The sequence below is a fragment of the Shewanella sp. Sh95 genome (assembly GCF_001308045.1).
GTDB lineage: Bacteria > Pseudomonadota > Gammaproteobacteria > Enterobacterales > Shewanellaceae > Shewanella > Shewanella xiamenensis.
In genome coordinates, this window is the sequence record NZ_LGYY01000258.1 from 1 (window position 1) to 1,243 (window position 1,243).

1 protein-coding gene is annotated in these 1,243 nt (G+C 47.4%); it reads right to left on the minus strand.

What is annotated here, in order from left to right; genetic code table 11:
* Positions 1–30 precede the first annotated feature (30 nt).
* Positions 31–1,181, minus strand: a protein-coding gene (locus AEA42_RS19060; RefSeq protein WP_086022277.1) for an IS3-like element ISShes1 family transposase whose coding sequence is annotated in 2 segments (ribosomal slippage) — positions 31–938 and positions 938–1,181 — 1,152 coding nt in all. Because the reading frame shifts where the segments join, the coding sequence is not laid out codon by codon here.
* Positions 1,182–1,243 lie beyond the last annotated feature (62 nt).

Genomic DNA, 1,243 nt, shown 5'->3' on the forward strand with positions numbered 1-1,243 from the left:
TGATCTGATCCGCTAACTCTGGACACTTAACTAAGCACTGTGTTTCAGTTCAAAATTCTCAGGGCTTAAATAGCCAAGTGAACTATGCCTTCTGGTTTTGTTGTAATCAACTTCTATGTATTCAAAAACGGTCTGTCGCATGGTTTCCCGGTCCATGATTGGCTCGTACTGAATCGCCTCAACCTTCAGTGAATGGAAGAAGCTCTCTGCACAGGCATTGTCCCAGCAGCAGGCTTTGCGGCTCATACTTTGGGTAAGTTGATGTTTTTCAATCAGATTTCGATAGGCATGTGAACAATATTGGCTACCGCGGTCGCTGTGAACAATTACATTTTTCGGGAACCCACGGCGGAACAATGCCATAGTCAGTGCATCACAAGCCAACTGAGCCGTCATACGATTATTCATTGACCAGCCAATCACAGCTCGCGAGTACAAATCAATAATCACCGCCAGATACAGCCAGCCTTCGCTTGTCATCAGATACGTGATATCACCGACCCATTTTTGGTTCGGGCCAGTGGTATCGAAGTTCTGCTCCAATAGGTTTGGCGCTACCGGAAGCTGGTGATCGCTATCGGTTGTGGTTTTGAATTTACGCGCAGCTTTAGCCACTAAATTCTGCCTTGTCATGCTGTTCATAATGGTTTTCAGATCAGCGCATTCCCCATCCTCCGCGAGGTCGGCTTGAATACGCCGAGCGCCTGAGCGCTCTTTGCTCTGGACAAAAAAAGCTTTGATTTGCTCATCACGGCTGTGCTGTTTGAGCAAGCGCGCACTCGGTTCTTTGCTTGATTTTCGCCAGGCATAATACCCACTTCGCGTCACGCCAAGCACCGCCGCCATTGGTTTTAGGCGGAACTGGTGCTGGTGTTCGAGCATAAATTCGAATCGGTTTACTTTTGATTCTTCGCGAAGTAGGTGGCCGCCTTTTTTAGGATGGCTAAATCCTCGGCTTGGTCAGCTAACTGGCGTTTTAACTTGGCAACTTCAGCAGCAAGTTCTGCTTCGCGTTGGCTGGTTGTCGATTTCTTTTCAATGGCAGAGCGCCAGTTATAAAGTTGTGATTCGTAGATTTTGAGTTGCCTAGCCGCTTCAGCAACACCGACACGTTCGGCTAGTTTAAGGGCTTCTGCTTTAAATTCAGCAGTGTGAGTCTTGCGGGTCTTTTGGGTTGTCATATTCACCTCGTTAAGTCATTTTACTCACTTAGCGTGGTGTCCAAAAGTATTGGATCAGATCA